Annotated in this window: 15 protein-coding genes; 13 read left to right on the top strand and 2 right to left on the bottom strand. The window is 48.3% G+C overall.

Annotation, left to right across the window (positions count from 1 at the left end; genetic code table 11):
- Positions 1–48 precede the first annotated feature (48 nt).
- The 5 genes from lpdA to lipB all read left to right on the top strand — a co-directional run bounded on the left by lpdA (position 49) and on the right by lipB (position 5,943).
- Positions 49–1,473: a dihydrolipoyl dehydrogenase gene (gene lpdA, locus ABTV53_RS18045; RefSeq protein ID WP_433744913.1), complete on the top strand. Its 1,425-nt coding sequence runs from the start codon at positions 49–51 to the stop codon at positions 1,471–1,473.
- 139 nt (positions 1,474–1,612) lie between these two features.
- Positions 1,613–2,641 carry a thiamine pyrophosphate-dependent dehydrogenase E1 component subunit alpha gene (locus ABTV53_RS18040; protein WP_036607878.1) on the top strand — a complete coding sequence of 343 codons (1,029 nt, stop codon included), beginning with the start codon at positions 1,613–1,615 and terminating at the stop codon, positions 2,639–2,641.
- Positions 2,642–2,643: 2 nt separating this feature from the next.
- Positions 2,644–3,630, top strand: a complete 987-nt coding sequence (locus tag ABTV53_RS18035) for an alpha-ketoacid dehydrogenase subunit beta (protein ID WP_253438750.1) — start codon at positions 2,644–2,646, stop codon at positions 3,628–3,630.
- A 48-nt stretch (positions 3,631–3,678) separates the two neighbouring features.
- Positions 3,679–5,124 carry a dihydrolipoamide acetyltransferase family protein gene (locus ABTV53_RS18030; RefSeq protein WP_433744909.1) on the top strand — a complete coding sequence of 482 codons (1,446 nt, stop codon included), beginning with the start codon at positions 3,679–3,681 and terminating at the stop codon, positions 5,122–5,124.
- Positions 5,125–5,235: 111 nt separating this feature from the next.
- Positions 5,236–5,943: a lipoyl(octanoyl) transferase LipB gene (gene lipB / locus ABTV53_RS18025; RefSeq protein WP_433744906.1), complete on the top strand. Its 708-nt coding sequence runs from the start codon at positions 5,236–5,238 to the stop codon at positions 5,941–5,943.
- Positions 5,944–5,969: 26 nt separating this feature from the next.
- Here the strand turns inward: lipB and prli42 are convergent, their stop codons facing one another.
- Positions 5,970–6,071, bottom strand: a complete 102-nt coding sequence (gene prli42, locus ABTV53_RS18020) for a stressosome-associated protein Prli42 (protein ID WP_017687624.1) — start codon at positions 6,069–6,071, stop codon at positions 5,970–5,972.
- 82 nt (positions 6,072–6,153) lie between these two features.
- Between prli42 and ABTV53_RS18015 the strand changes: the two genes are divergently transcribed.
- On the top strand, positions 6,154–7,287 hold the full coding sequence (locus ABTV53_RS18015; protein WP_433744903.1) for a M20/M25/M40 family metallo-hydrolase: 1,134 nt from the start codon (positions 6,154–6,156) through the stop codon (positions 7,285–7,287).
- Positions 7,288–7,377: 90 nt separating this feature from the next.
- Here ABTV53_RS18015 and ABTV53_RS18010 read toward each other — a convergent pair whose 3' ends face one another.
- The gene (locus ABTV53_RS18010; protein ID WP_421886456.1) at positions 7,378–7,512 is read right to left on the bottom strand and encodes a Z-ring formation inhibitor MciZ; all 135 of its coding nucleotides are present in this window, start codon (positions 7,510–7,512) and stop codon (positions 7,378–7,380) included.
- Positions 7,513–7,764: 252 nt separating this feature from the next.
- Between ABTV53_RS18010 and ABTV53_RS18005 the strand changes: the two genes are divergently transcribed.
- From ABTV53_RS18005 to ABTV53_RS17975, 7 genes are all read left to right on the top strand, one after another.
- Positions 7,765–8,358 carry an NUDIX domain-containing protein gene (locus ABTV53_RS18005; protein WP_433744900.1) on the top strand — a complete coding sequence of 198 codons (594 nt, stop codon included), beginning with the start codon at positions 7,765–7,767 and terminating at the stop codon, positions 8,356–8,358.
- Positions 8,359–8,360: 2 nt separating this feature from the next.
- The gene (locus tag ABTV53_RS18000) at positions 8,361–9,581 is read left to right on the top strand and encodes an endonuclease Q family protein (protein ID WP_433744898.1); all 1,221 of its coding nucleotides are present in this window, start codon (positions 8,361–8,363) and stop codon (positions 9,579–9,581) included.
- 209 nt (positions 9,582–9,790) lie between these two features.
- Positions 9,791–10,420 (top strand): stage II sporulation protein M, encoded by a 630-nt coding sequence (gene spoIIM, locus ABTV53_RS17995; protein WP_433744895.1) that lies wholly within the window; start codon positions 9,791–9,793, stop codon positions 10,418–10,420.
- 107 nt (positions 10,421–10,527) lie between these two features.
- A complete protein-coding gene (locus ABTV53_RS17990; protein WP_090922447.1) occupies positions 10,528–10,995 on the top strand; it encodes a Fur family transcriptional regulator in 468 nt (155 codons plus the stop codon).
- Positions 10,996–11,153: 158 nt separating this feature from the next.
- Positions 11,154–11,396 (top strand): DUF4227 family protein, encoded by a 243-nt coding sequence (locus ABTV53_RS17985; RefSeq protein WP_017687632.1) that lies wholly within the window; start codon positions 11,154–11,156, stop codon positions 11,394–11,396.
- A gap of 75 nt (positions 11,397–11,471) precedes the next feature.
- A complete protein-coding gene (locus tag ABTV53_RS17980; protein WP_105599514.1) occupies positions 11,472–12,362 on the top strand; it encodes a tyrosine recombinase in 891 nt (296 codons plus the stop codon).
- A gap of 178 nt (positions 12,363–12,540) precedes the next feature.
- Positions 12,541–13,365, top strand: coding sequence for a purine-nucleoside phosphorylase (locus ABTV53_RS17975; protein WP_062835238.1), 825 nt, complete (start codon positions 12,541–12,543; stop codon positions 13,363–13,365).
- The last annotated feature ends 228 nt before the right edge of the window (positions 13,366–13,593 follow it).

Raw genomic sequence — 13,593 nt, 5'->3', positions numbered from 1 at the left:
CCATCATAAATAATATTGAAATTTGATTCATAGAGGAGAGCATGAGAGATGCCAATTACATGTGATGTTGCAATTCTTGGAGGAGGAACCGGTGGATATGTAGCCGCGATCCGGGCTGCACAGCTGGGAAAACAAGTCGTTATCATTGAGAAGGACAAGCTTGGCGGTACCTGTCTGCATCGTGGCTGTATTCCGAGTAAGGCTTTGCTGAAAAGTGCGGAAGTATACGCCGAGATCCAGGAGAGCGAAACGTATGGCATCGAGACAGCTGGAGCCACACTTGTATTTCCCAAAGTACAGGCGCGTAAGGATGCAATTGTCGAACAGCTCCATCAGGGCGTTCAATATTTGATGAAAAAAAATAAAATCCAGGTTGTACACGCGAAAGGTCGCGTCATCGGACCATCCATCTTCTCACCGCAGAGCGGAGCAGTCGCTGTGGAGTTTGAAGATGGAGAGATGGATACGGTAGTTCCAACCAATCTCATTATTGCCACTGGTTCGCGTCCACGCGCGCTGCCGGGCCTGGAACCGGACGGCAAATTCATAATGAGCAGCGACGAAGCCTTGCGTATGGATGAACTTCCTGCATCACTCATCATTGTTGGTGGGGGTGTAATTGGACTGGAGTGGGCATCCATGCTGAATGACTTTGGCGTAGACATCACAGTAGTAGAAGCAGCTGCTCACGTGTTGCCTGCCGAGGATGAGGATGTTGCCAGAGAAATGCAGCGATTGCTCGGCAAACGAGGTGTTCGTTTCCTGACAGGTGCCACTGTTCTGACGGAAACATATAGCACGGATCAAGAGGGTATCCAGATTGATGTGCAGCTTGGTGACGATAAGCAGGAAACGCTAAGAGCGGAGAAAATGCTCGTGTCGGTGGGACGTCAGGCTAATGTCGAAAATATCGGACTCGAAAATACAGATATCAAACTGGAGCGTGGGTTCATCGCTGTGAACAAACAGTTACAGACGGGCGAGGGTCACATCTACGCCATTGGTGACTGCATCGGCGGTTTGCAGCTTGCACATGCCGCAAGCCATGAAGGCATTCTAGCTGTCGATCATCTGGCGGGCGAAACGGTACATGCCGTAGAATCCCATCGCATCCCACGCTGTGTGTACACACGTCCGGAAGCAGCCAGCATCGGATTCACCGAGCGTGAAGCCAAAGAACGTGGCTATGACATCAAAACAGGCAAGTTCCCATTTTCGGCCATCGGCAAATCGCTTATTCACGGAAGTCGGGATGGATTCGTGAAGGTGATCGCAGATGCCAAGACGAATGATATATTGGGGGTACATATGATTGGCACACATGTGACGGAATTGATCGCTGAGGCCTCGCTGGCTCAGATGCTGGATGCCACACCTTGGGAAGTCGGACAAACCATTCATCCGCACCCTTCTCTGTCGGAAATCATGGGTGAAGCCATGCTGGCGGTCGATGGAAAGGCCATTGGAATGTAAGCCAAACAAGCTTATGAGAAAGGTCCTTTCCTTTTTTGGGTAAAAGGGATTATAATAAGGTTAAGCCAAGTCTTAGTACCAGGTTATAAGATCGGGTAGTAAGAGTGGCATAGGCTCTGATTAAAAGGAGGTACCTCATATGAGTTCACAAGGTACTGCAGACGCGGTCCACCGGCATCAACAGCTGGGACTTAGCGATGGTGAAGTATTGGATATGTACAAATACATGCTGCTCGCGCGCAAGTTTGACGAGCGTTGCTTGCTCTTGCAACGGGCTGGCAAAATTAACTTTCACGTATCCGGTGTAGGACAGGAAGCTGCGCAAGTAGGCGCTGCTTTTGGTCTGGATCGGGATCACGATTATTATTTACCTTATTACCGCGATTACGGCTTTGTACTGGCGGTAGGCATGACTCCGCGTGAGTTGATGCTGTCTGCTTTTGCGAAGGCGGAAGATCCGAATAGTGGCGGTCGGCAAATGCCGGGTCACTTCGGTCACAAAAAGTTGCGGATTGTGACGGGCTCCAGCCCGGTTACAACACAGGTTCCGCACGCTGTTGGATTTGCGCTTGCTGCCAAAATGAAGAAGCAGGAATTTGTTTCTTTTGTTACGTTTGGCGAAGGATCAAGCAATCAGGGTGACTTCCATGAGGGCGCCAATTTTGCAGGTGTGCATAAATTGCCTGTCATTATTATGTGTGAGAACAATCAATATGCAATTTCGGTACCGATTCACAAACAGTTGAGCGGCAAAATATCCGATCGAGCACAAGGATACGGGTTCCCCGGACTGCGTGTAGATGGTAACGATGCCTTGGAAGTATACGCTGCAGTAAAGGAAGCGCGTCGCCGTGCCATAGCCGGGGAAGGCCCGACACTGATTGAAGCGATGATGTATCGGTTGTCACCTCATTCCACCTCCGATAATGATCTGGCTTACCGGACCAAAGAGGAAGTTGAGGAGAACTGGAAGAAAGATGGCGTTCCTCGCATGAAGAACTACTTGATCGATTGCGGCATCTGGGACGAAGCCCGGGATGCGGATCTGGCTTCCCAGCTTGCGATGGAAATGAAAGAAGCGACTGAATATGCAGACAACGCGCCATATCCTAAACCTGAGGACACTCTGACGCACGTTTATGCGGACAGCGAAGAAGGGGGACGGTAAGTATGGCAGTGATGGAATATATTGATGCAATCCGTCTCGCGATGAAAGAAGAGATGGAACGGGATGAAAATGTTTTTATCCTTGGTGAAGACGTAGGTCTCAAAGGTGGTGTGTTTACCACAACTAAAGGGCTGCAAGATCAGTTCGGCGAAATGCGAGTGATGGACACACCTTTGTCTGAATCCGCTATTGCAGGTGTTGCCATTGGTGCAGCGATGTATGGCATGAAGCCGATTGCCGAGATGCAATATTCGGACTTCATGTTACCGGCAACCAACCAGATCATTAGTGAAGCGGCCAAAATTCGTTATCGTTCCAACAATGACTGGAGTTGTCCGATTGTTATCCGTGCGCCGATTGGTGGCGGGATCTTCGGTGGGTTGTATCACTCCCAATGTCCTGAGTCGATTTTCTTTGGTACACCTGGTCTGAAAATTATAGCTCCCTACTCGGCATACGATGCCAAGGGACTGCTCAAGGCGGCCATTCGCGACCCGGACCCGGTACTCTTTTTTGAAAATAAAAAATGCTATAAACTTATCAAGGAAGATGTGCCTGAGGATGATTACATCGTTCCGATTGGTAAAGCCAACGTACTTCGTGAAGGTGCGGATATTACGGTGATTGGTTACAGTCAGCCGCTGCATTTTGTCATGCAGGCTGCTGAGGAGCTGGAGCGTGAAGAAGGCATTACAGCACACGTTCTGGATCTGCGCACATTGCAACCGTTGGATCGTGAAGCGATTATTGCTTCCGCTCGTCTGACAGGCAAGGTGCTGATTGTACACGAAGATAACAAAACCGGTGGTGTAGGTGCCGAAGTTGCCGCGATTATTAGCGAGGAATGTCTGTTTGAACTGGATGCACCCATTCAGCGTCTCTGCGGACCTGACGTGCCGGCCATGCCAATTAGCCCAACATTGGAGAAATTCTACATGCTGAGCAAGGACAAAGCCAAAGCAGCAATGCGTGCACTTGCCGAGTTTTAATTTCTTTTTTTTGGATCGTTTAAAAGTAAAGTTTGGAGTGATAATCAAATGGCTGAACGTATGAAATGGATCGAGGTCATTATGCCGCAATTGGCGGAATCGCTGGTCTCGGCTACCATAGGCAAATGGTTGAAAAAACCGGGCGACCGTGTGGAACAGTACGAGCCGATCTGTGAAGTAATCACGGATAAAGTTAATGCCGAGATTCCATCCACTGTGGATGGAGTTATGGGTGACCTTTTGGTGGAAGAGGGCACAACGATTGCTGTTGGTGAAGCAATCTGTCGCATGCAGGTCGCTGCTTCCGACGAAGAAGCGGCCGAGCAAGTAACACAAGTATCGCAGCAACAGGAGCAAGTGCAGCAAAATGCGAGCCACACTCTTGTTGCCGCCTCAAATACAGCAGCACATGACCCAAACCAGCCGATGCGCAATCGGTATTCCCCGGCAGTGCAATCCTTGGCAGCAGAGCATGGCTTGAACTTGCAAAGCATCCAGGGTACTGGAGCAGGGGGGCGTATTACCCGCAAAGATGTGCTGGCATTTGTTGCACAGGGAGGTAACGCTGCTGGATCGTCTGCACAAGCCTCATCTCCAGCAGTTCAGCATGCACCTTCTGGTGTGCCTTCTGCTTCTCCATTCAGTGGAGTGAATCGTGGAAATGGAGAAATGGGATTAACTGCTGGAGAAGCGATCTCAGCGTCTGATGCAGGCGTTCCTGTGAGACATTCAGGCATTCATCTAACCGAAAGTCCGAAAATTCCACAGATTGAAGTGGAAGGTGGTGGCCAGGGAAGATCGGAGTATTTCATCGATGTTACCCCTGTGCGTAATGCGATTGCGCGAAATATGCGTCAGAGCGTGTCGGAAATCCCGCATGCATGGACGATGATCGAAGTGGACGTAACGAATCTTGTGATGCTCCGCAATAAACTCAAGGATGAGTTCAAGCGTAAGGAAGGCATCAATCTGACATATCTGTCCTTCATGATGAAGGGAGTCGTTAATGCGATTAAAGACTACCCGATCATGAACTCGGTATGGGCGGTGGACAAAATTATCGTCAAACGAGACATTAACCTGTCCATGGCGGTAGGAACCGAAGATTCCGTACTTACACCCGTAATCAAACATGCCGATCAGCGAAATATCGCAGGTCTGGCTCGTGAAGTAGATGAGCTGGCTCGTAAAACACGTGAAGGTACGTTGAAGCTGGACCATATGCAAGGTGGTACGTTCACGGTGAACAACACAGGTTCATTTGGTTCGATCCTGTCCCAGCCAATCATTAACTATCCGCAGGCAGCGATTCTTACATTTGAGTCGATTGTCAAAAAGCCGGTGGTTATTAATGATATGATCGCCGTTCGTTCCATGGCGAACCTGTGTCTGTCGCTGGATCACCGAATCCTGGATGGCGTAATCAGCGGACGTTTCTTGCAACGTGTCAAAGAAAACCTTGAAGGATATACCATGGAAACCAAGGTGTATTAAGTAAAAAGTTGATGGGAAAGTGTATGTGCCGGAGGCCGTGCACTTTTCCTGCTGTCTACGGACAGGTGCTCAATTGTACATTGAACCTGAAGCAGAAGGGTGTGGGGAATCATGAGCAAGCCGCTGGATGTTGCATACATACCAATGCTTGATTATGAAGAGGCTTGGAACTGCCAGAAAGCGATTGTGCAGCGATTGGACGAGGGCGAGGGAGCGGAGCAGATGCTGCTTTTACAGCACCCGCCAACGTATACAATCGGTTCACAAAATCATCCGGAGCATCTGCTTCTCAGTCCGGAAGAGTTGCGTGAGCAAGGGATTTCTTTGTTTCAAATTGACCGCGGCGGTGATATTACTTATCATGGTCCGGGCCAGTTGGTAGGTTACCCGTTATTGATTCTTGGTCGGGATGAAGACTTGGATCTGCACGGCTATTTACGGAAAATTGAGCAGGTACTTATGGATTATCTTGCAGACCAGGGCATCGAAGCCGGACGCAAAGAGGGTTACACAGGTGTGTGGATTGGCGATATGAAGATTGCTGCAATCGGCATCAAGTTTAATCGTTGCAAACACCGTCGCGGTTTTGTGACCAGTCACGGGTTTGCTTTTAACATCAGCTCGGGTATTCAACATGCTGGTTTTCAGGGGATTGTTCCTTGTGGGATTGAGCAGTATGGTGTTACTTCACTGGAGGATATAACGGGCAAGTCTTATACAGTGGAGCAGGTAGCACGCGAGATTGTTCCGTACTTTAGTCGCATTTTTCCATATCAAATCAATTGGATTAGCGAAAAAGAAGCCCTTCAACGTCTGTAAACAGACCGTCGAAAGGCTTCATGTTGCTATCCGAACAGCAACGGTTCGAGAGCTATGAAAAGGGTGGACCCGATCATGGCGATCAACATGAGATAGATGATGATTTTGAACCATTTCTTTTTTTGCATGATGAGAGAACTCCTTTCAACATAAAGTAAACAAGCCATAGTAATTGTATTGTAACGTATCTACGAGAGGGAGGAAAGTCCTATGATTAAACAACAACGTGTTATCGATCAGTTCATGGAACTGGTGCAGATTGATAGTGAAACGAAAAATGAACAGAACATCTCCAAGGTGCTTACAGAGCAGTTTGCAGATCTCGGTCTTCATGTCTATGAGGACAACACCATGGAACAAACTGGACATGGCGCGGGAAACCTTGTCATTACCTGGGAAGCCGAAGGAACAGATGGAGTTGCACCGATCTTTTTCACATGTCATATGGACACCGTAACGCCGGGACAGGGAATTAAGCCTGAACTGGGTGAAGATGGCTGGATTCGCAGTGATGGAACAACGATTCTGGGAGCAGATGACAAGGCTGGGATTGCGGCATTGTTCGAAGCGATTCGTGTGATCCAGGAAAACAAGATTCCACATGGTAAAATCCAGTTCGTCATTACGGTCGGTGAAGAGTCTGGCCTGGTGGGCGCACGTGCGATGAATCCGAAGGATATCGATGCCGAGTTCGGTTATGCGCTGGATTCTAATGGAGCTGTAGGTACGATCTGTGTTGCTGCACCAGCGAGAGCTGAAATTCAAATGAGCATCTATGGTAAGTCTGCTCATGCGGGTGTGAATCCGGAAGACGGGATCAGCGCCATTCAGGTTGCCGCAAAAGCAATTGCAGCGATGACACTGGGCAGAATTGATGATGAGACAACAGCAAACATTGGCAAATTCCAGGGTGGATCACCACTCAACGTGGTATGTGACTTTGTACAACTTGAAGCGGAAGCCCGCAGTATTGTGCAGGAGAAAGTTGAATTGCAGGTTGCACAGATGCGTGACGCGTTGGAAACGACATGTCGCAAATACGGTGCAACAGCTGAATTCAGAAGTGAGATCCTCTACCCTGCATTTGGCTTCCATGATGAACACGAAGTCGTACAGCTTGCACAGCGTGCCATCCGCAGTATTGGGCTGGAGACAAGTACGTTTGCTTCCGGTGGGGGCAGTGATGCTAATATCTTTAACGGATTCGACATTCCAACAGTGAACCTAGCGGTAGGGTATGAGGATATTCATACACCCAAAGAACGCATTCGTGCCGAAGACATTGTGAAGTTGTCCCAGGTGGTCGTGGCTATTGTTCAGGAAACGGCAGCCGACAAGAAATAACATGTAATTCTTAGACAAAAGTCCGAACCCGGTCTGATCGGATTCGGACTTTTTGCGAATTCATGTTATATTTCAAGGGAGAAGACTCATTTATTTGCGTCCAGCGAGCAGATCGACTAACTTGGCATCCGGGCCCCACTCGCGCAACCACTGTTTGAGTATGAGCTGTACTTGCCGGGCTTGTCCCACCACATGTACGGATTGAGGCGTCAAATAACTATTCATTGAATGTCCCCCTGATTCGTTTTTATTTTGCTGTGAGAGTTCTATAAGCTCACCATATGCCCAAAATCAGAGAATTATACATTAGCTGAATATATAAATTGAGATAAGCTATCACCAAATTTTATCTATTAGAGAAAAAATCAAAAAAATTGGGGATAACAGCGATCGAAGGGTTGTTCTGTCATCGGAGTGGTTAGTGAAAATATTTTAGTCCATTTATATATAATCCAACGATATGGAGTTGAAGAACCAATGAAACCAAACCAATCTGTCCAATCCATCCACGCAGCGCAATCTGCCAATCCAAAGCTGGATGAAGTGACCGTATCCACCAAGCCAATCTTTGAGGGTAAAGTGATTTCACTTCAAGTCGATACCGTCAAACTGCCGAATGGCCAGACGGCTACACGCGAGATTATTCGGCACCCTGGAGCTGTAGCTGTACTTGCTTTGAATGGGGATCGCATGCTTGTTGTGGATCAGTATCGTCAGGCAATGGGACGCACCGAAGTGGAAATTCCTGCGGGAAAACTGGACCCGGGAGAAGAGCCGGAAGTTGCCGCAGCACGTGAATTGCGAGAAGAGACAGGATATGTAGCCAAGTCGCTGCGTCATTTGCGTTCGTTCTACACCTCACCGGGGTTCGCAGATGAGATCATTCATCTCTACATCGCTGAAGAGTTGGAAGCCGGAGATATGGCGCTGGACGAAGATGAATTTCTTGAAGTTGCCGAAATAACTCTGGAGGAAGCTTACGCACTCATGGACGATAACCGGATTAGCGATGCCAAAACGATGATGGCCGTGTACGCGTGGGACCTTTACAGAACGACAGGACGGTTCTAGGCATGCAAGACCAACTGGAAACGTCTACGACGTGGGAGCCTTGTTATACAGACCTGCATATCCACATCGGACGAACCTCTCGCGGTGAGGCCGTGAAAATCAGCGGCAGTCGTGATCTTACATTTGAGAATATTGCTCGGGAAGCATCGGATCGCAAAGGAATTCATTTGCTTGGTGTGATCGATTGTCATTCTCCGGTTGTACAGATGGATATTGAGCAATTACTGGAGAGTGGTACCATGTCCGAAATTGAGGGCGGCGGCATTGCCTACCAGGACACCACCATTCTGTTGGGGACAGAGATTGAGCTGCGTGAGCCTGGAATGCGTGAGTTCCATATGCTGGCGTACTTCCGTGATCTGAAAACGATGAAGTCCTTCACGGACTGGATGAAACGTTATATGAAAAATGTGAATCTTAGTTCTCAGCGTGTCTACGTGCCCGCTCTAGAGATGCAAGCCGAGATTAAGGCGCGTGGTGGGCTTATTGTGCCTGCACATGTATTTACACCGCACAAAGGCATCTATGGTAGTACTGCGGCCCGTATGGGCGATGTACTGGATACCCGTCTTGTGGATGCGGTAGAGCTGGGGTTAAGCTCTGATTCATCCATGGCCAGTTATATTCGGGAATTGGATCATGTACCGTTTCTGACCAATTCGGATGCTCATTCCCTCGGTAAGATTGGACGGGAGTATAACGAGCTGCAAGTTGCTGCACCTTCTTTTGATGAATTCCATATGGCACTCAAAGGAGAAGCCGGCAGGAGCATTGCTGCCAATTATGGACTGAATCCAAGGCTGGGCAAGTATCACCGTACTTATTGTGCAGCATGTGGCAGTATTATGGATGAACAGGCGATGTCAGCAGAGCGCTGCCCTCACTGTGGCAGTCTGAAGCTGGTGCAGGGGGTGCTTGACCGCATTCTGGCAATCTCTGATCGCGAGAGTCCGCATGTGCCTGCAAACAGACCAGCTTATCATTATCAGGTACCACTGGAGTTCATCCCCGGGCTTGGCAAAGCCAAACTGCGCCAGTTACTCGACCATTTTGGTACAGAAATGAACGTGCTTCATCGTACGCGTGAGGAAGAACTTGCTGAGGTTGTTGGACCTGTGCTAGCTGGCTTGATTGTGACTGCACGGAATGGACAACTGGAATTGTCCTCCGGTGGTGGAGGCACTTACGGTAAAGTTGCTGTTCAGGTGAAATCGTCAGATTAGATCAGTGATCGAAAGGTTGTTCTGTCATCTTAGTGACCCGTATAAATATTCTTTAGTAATATTCTGTAGTTCAACTGATAAAGCTTCACTTCACGTAGAGCCAATCTGGACAAGAAGTCATACAGGTGCATTCCGGTTCATAAGAATGACTATGAGGATGTAAGTGAGAATCCTTGCAGCATGATACCGGAAAGGGGACTCGTACCTGTATGCGCTCTTCCTACTTTACATTTAAAGGTCAGACTTCGTTATATGTATTCGTGGCTGTCTTGTTTCTGGTCGGTGTCATTTTTGGCGCGCTCATGGTCAACGCATTGTCTCTTGAGCAACGTCAGGATCTGGAGGGTTATCTCGGCAATTTCTTCATGACCGTGCAGCACAGTGCACAGGTGACAGAGAGCGGGGCATATTGGGACATTGCCATGCTTCATCTGAAATGGGTGGGTCTGATCTTTATTCTGGGTTTATCCGTCGTTGGACTACCCGGTATACTGGTTCTGGATTTTCTGAAAGGTGTGCTCATTGGATTCACAGTGGGGTACCTTGTTGGGCAGTATTCCTGGAAAGGGCTGCTGTTTGCACTGGTTTCCGTGGCGCCGCATAATCTATTTGTCATTCCGATCCTCCTGATCTGCAGTGTAGCAGCGATGACGTTCTCGTTATACATCATTCGCAATCGTGTTTTGATGCAACGAACACCGGGTCGACAAAGGCCTTTTGCTTCATATATAGTGTTAACTTTGGTTATGGCTGCATTACTGCTCGGCGTGGCGTCTTTTGAAACATGGGTTACACCTGCGATGATGCGTTGGGTCACGCCAATGCTACTACCGGCCTAACATGCATCGTATAGTGTAAAATGTTGACTTTAATTACGCACTCCCCCTATAATGAAAAGAGTGGGTTAAGTTGCAGTGTGCAGTGATTTCCTAGGGGGAGGGAGAAAATGGAAGCACGGATTGATAAAATTAAGCAGCAACTACAGTCCCAAGGATATAAATTAACGCCCCAGCGGGAAGCCACCGTAAGAGTACTTCTTGAGAATGAAGAAGATCATCTGAGCGCAGAAGACGTATTCATGCTCGTTAAAGAAAAGGCTCCCGAAATCGGTCTGGCAACCGTGTACCGTACCCTCGAACTGCTGAGTGAGCTGCATGTTGTAGAGAAAATCAACTTCGGCGACGGTGTAGCGCGTTATGATCTGCGCGGAGATACATCCAAGCATCACCATCATCACTTAATCTGTGTTCAATGCGGAAGTATGGATGAAATACGTGAAGACTGGCTTGGACCGCTTGAAGAGCGTTTGGAGCGGGAATTCAACTTTTCGGTAGTAGATCACCGACTGGACTTTCATGGAATTTGTTATCGTTGCAAAGCTAAAAATGAACAAAAACCCAAAGATGAAGAATAACATAGCATATCTTCAAGCTCTCACCGGCGGTTTTGACGGGAGAGCTTTTTTGGCACCGGACATGATCCGGAGTTTCCCCCGAATGGCATAAACCTGTGTTTATGGACATACCCTGATACAAGGACAATACCGGATTCGAATCAGGAGGGGACGCGCCCATGATTATATCAGTGCGGAGAGGGCTTCGTTTTATTCGATTTATTATATTTTTTGCTGCATTAGTTTATCTGTTCTATCATGTTCTGGATCTGTTTAATGGCTGGATCTCACCTGTGGATCAGTATCAGATGCCGACTGGCAATGCAATCAAAGTATTTCAGGAAACGGATTGGCCGGGTAATGGAGAAGGACGTCCTACGATGGCAGAGCGTCTCCGTTTGTTCTATTGGTACGGGGAGTAGCTTTGAACAGCCAGGGATGCAAATACGGGAGCAGTCTGCCAGAGCGGCAGATCTGTCAGTTGAGGAGCGTTGTACATGAAACAGACGATACACGCCTATGCCTTATACTTGGAAGATGATAAAGGGATGTCGAGCAGCACGCTTGAATCGTATCTCCGAGACGTGGACAAGTTCATTGAATTTGCAGATAAGGAATATGGCATACGCGAAGCCGATCAGGTCAGACGCACACATGTCGTCCTGTTTGCAGGTCAGCTCAAACAGGCAGGACGTGCCAATGCAACCATTGCCCGCAGCATCGTATCTCTGCGCTCCTATTTTCATTTTTTGATGCGGCGGGGTGATATTATACAGGACCCTACGTTTGATGTGGAAGCTCCCAAGGCGGACAAGACGCCACCACAGGTGTTAAGTATCCAGGAGATCGAACAACTGCTGACAGCGCCTGATATTCGTTCACCGCAGGGTGTGAGAGATCGAGCGATGCTTGAACTGTTATATGCTACAGGCATTCGGGTCTCGGAACTGATTGCCCTTGACATTCGGGATGTACAGCCAGGCATGCGTTTCATACGATGCGGTGGGGCGGGCAAGGAACGCATCCTTCCCATTGGTGCGCCAGCTGCACATTGGGCAAGTGTATATGTGGAGGAGTTTCGCAACAAGTTGCTCAAAACCGATTCGGACGAGCAGGCACTATTCGTGAATGTATCTGGCAGGCGTTTAACTCGGCAGGGTTTCTGGAAGCTACTCAAAAAAGCGGCGGTGGATGCGGGAATCTCGGAAGAAATTACGCCGCATACTCTTCGTCATTCGTTTGCAGCACACCTGATTGCCAATGGGGCGGATACACGTGCGGTTCAAGACATGCTGGGTCACGTGGAGCAGCCTGGACAACAGTATGGCAATCATGGTCGCAAAACGATGAAAGAAATCTATGAAACCCATCATCCGAGGGCAAGATAGATTTTGACGCATGGCATTCACAAATAAATGCGGAACATCGCGACGATTTAGGATAAAATAAATTGAATACATCCAAACGCCGTTATACATAAGCAGTTTGCATAAATTCGGATTGAATAGATTTTGCAAAATGCGTCTATAGACGGATCGTTTCAACTCAAGGAGGAACATACATCGTATGACAGCATTAAACCAACAAATGATTTCGGAAGCAGCATCTTATATTCAAAGCAAAAGCTCCATCAAGCCGGAAGTCGGTTTGATTTTGGGTTCGGGTCTTGGCGTACTGGCAGAACTGATTGAAGATGGCGTAAGCATCGCTTATCAGGACATTCCACATTTTCCGGTGTCCACAGTAGAAGGACATGAAGGTGAACTCTTGGTCGGAACGATCAAAGGTCGTCCGGTCGTGATGATGAAAGGCCGCTTCCACATGTACGAAGGATATGGTCCGGAACTGACAGCTTTCCCAGTGCGGGTTATGAAAGAACTGGGTGTAAGCAGTCTGCTTGTAACCAATGCTGCGGGTGGCGTGAATACGTCGTATGAAGCTGGAGACTTGATGCTGATCTCGGATCACTTGAATCTTACAGGCAAAAATCCACTGATCGGACCCAATGACGCTGCATTGGGCGTGCGTTTCCCGGATCTGTCGGAAGCCTATAGCCGCCGTTTGCGTGCACTGGCGAAGGATACGGCTGCTTCACAAGGTTTTAATGTACGTGAAGGGGTATACGCGGGTATGCTCGGTCCGAACTACGAGACGCCTGCAGAGATCAAGATGCTGCGTACATTGGGTGCAGACGCAGTGGGCATGTCCACTGTATCTGAAGTGATCGTGGCACGCCATGCAGGCCTGGAAGTGCTCGGTATTTCCTGTATCAGCAACATGGCTGCCGGAATTTTGGACCAGCCGCTGTCGCACGATGAGGTGATGGAAACGACGGAGCGTGTGCGTGAGTCTTTCCTGGCGCTGGTATTGGCTGTTATTCCACAAATGTAAGCAAGTTTTGAGTAAAGAAGGTTACCTCTTCGAATGAGAAATCATCGGGGGTAACCTTTTTTTGTTGTGTTTAACGTAAGTTTACTCATTCGTTGACTGTAGTACATTTTTTTGCTTTGACCCCATTTTCAATAAAAGTTCGGGAAATCATGCTTTACATGGAATAATTTACTGGAAACGGGCCGACAATGATTAGCAGTACATGCATGGAATATGCAGTAAGCAAGT

The organism is Paenibacillus amylolyticus (genome assembly GCF_050990605.1).
Classification (GTDB): domain Bacteria; phylum Bacillota; class Bacilli; order Paenibacillales; family Paenibacillaceae; genus Paenibacillus; species Paenibacillus amylolyticus_H.
Note: the sequence above shows the minus strand (reverse complement) of the source record. Positions and strands in the feature narration are given on the sequence as shown.